The following is a 1,654-nucleotide window of genomic DNA, read 5'->3' as shown; positions in this document are numbered from 1 at the left end:
AGATTGGGAATACCAACCTCAAAATCATTCGATTCTGTTTCCATATTCGGTAAAGCGAACAGTAATAAAGGCATACCATGATCACGATTGGTTTCCCAATGGCCTTCAATGGCTGCCAATTTTGCAGGTTGATGTTTTAAGGTATTTAAACCGTGGTTGTCCCCAATCACAACTTGTAGGCAAGACGTGACCAGTACCATCCATAAACCCATAGAAAAAGACTTTTTCACCAACTCATCACGACGACCTTTCAGTAAATGCCATGCGGCGGTGCCAACCACCAAAAGTGATGAGACGAGGAAGGCCGCTGCTGCCATATGGGCAAATCGGTAGGGGAAGGATGGGTTAAACACAATTGCCCACCAATCTGTGGGGACAATAATGCCATTTTCGATGGGCTTTGTTGCACAAAGATTTGAAATGCAAAGCGCCCCTAATTGAGCTAAATTTAAGGCGTAACTTGGGTAAGTGGTCGACCTAATTCCGTAAATCTGTTAAGGACTGCTACACGTGCATGGATCTCATTCACTTGGCTATCATAACTCCTTGCACTGAGTTTATCTCCTAATAATTTGATGCAATGCATCTTAGTTTCAACCAAACTTCGCCGATGATAGCCTGACCATTTTTTCCATAGTGTCCTGCCTAAACGTTTAATTGTTCGAAGTAATTCATTTCGCTCTAGCGAGCTACTCTTTGTATCTTACCATTGTTTCGCATTTTTTCTAGGTGGAATCACCGCATGCCCTTGCCGATCTGCAATGACCTGACGGCATTGCTTGGTGTCATAAGCTCCATCGGTATAAACAGAGTCAATCCGCTCATCTTGTGGAATCTGATTAAGTAAATCACCAAGCACCTGTGAATCACTGACATTATTGGTTGTAAGCTGAACTGCTCGTATTTGTAGGGTTTTAGCATCTATACCAATATGAAGTTTACGCCATTGGCGACGAAATTCAGGTCCATGTTTCTTGCGTTTCCATTCGCCCTCACCTAGAAACTTCATGCCTGTAGAGTCCATGAGTAGATGCAGCCCATCGCTACTTTTTTGGTAGCTGATTGCAATATCAATATGCTTTTGTCTTCTACAAATGGTGGAATAATCTGGTGCTGTCCAATTTAATCCGCAAAGTTTAATCAGACTTTGCACAAAGCCAGTGACCATACGTAAAGACAGACGGAATAAGGATTTAATCATTAAGCAGCATTGGATGGCTGCGTCGGAGTAGGTTTGATTTCGCCCTTGTTTGCCTTTTGATGGCGCATACCATTGCGTAGCAGGATCAAACCAAATGGCAATATTTCCGCGACTCATGAGTGCTCGGTTATATGCGGGCCAATTGGTTGTGCGGTAGATTTTGTGTGTAGGCTTCTTCATTTGAAAATTATATCGCTGAAAAACCCTTTACAGATAGGTTTGTGCAACAAAGCCCTTTCAAAATATAACGATAGAACAATTAGAAATAACATTTAAAACAAATATTTACTCGATGTTTTATCTGACTCAAGCAGTACTTCCTCATTTGAAAGAAGAGGACAGTATTATCAATACAACAAGTATTACGAGTTATCAAGGTCACGATGAGTTAATTGACTATGCAAGTACCAAAGGTGCTATTACAACATTTACGCGTAGTCTTTCTAACCATTT

1 protein-coding gene and 2 pseudogenes are annotated in these 1,654 nt (G+C 41.3%); 1 reads left to right on the top strand and 2 read right to left on the bottom strand.

The features are described 5' to 3' along the window. On the bottom strand, positions 1-353 hold a 353-nt coding region (locus ABWW28_RS27505), incomplete at its 3' end, for a cytochrome ubiquinol oxidase subunit I (protein ID WP_353393003.1). Positions 354-448: 95 nt separating this feature from the next. Further along, positions 449-1,381 (bottom strand): annotated as a pseudogene (locus tag ABWW28_RS27500) (IS5 family transposase). A gap of 58 nt (positions 1,382-1,439) precedes the next feature. Here ABWW28_RS27500 and ABWW28_RS27495 point away from each other — a divergent pair. Beyond that, positions 1,440-1,654, top strand: a pseudogene (locus tag ABWW28_RS27495) (SDR family NAD(P)-dependent oxidoreductase); the annotation flags it as partial.

The organism is Brucella sp. NBRC 14130, from assembly GCF_040371715.1.
Lineage (GTDB): Bacteria > Pseudomonadota > Alphaproteobacteria > Rhizobiales > Rhizobiaceae > Brucella > Brucella intermedia.
The sequence above is the reverse complement of the archived record's forward strand: the minus strand, read 5'-3'. Positions and strand labels throughout refer to the sequence as shown.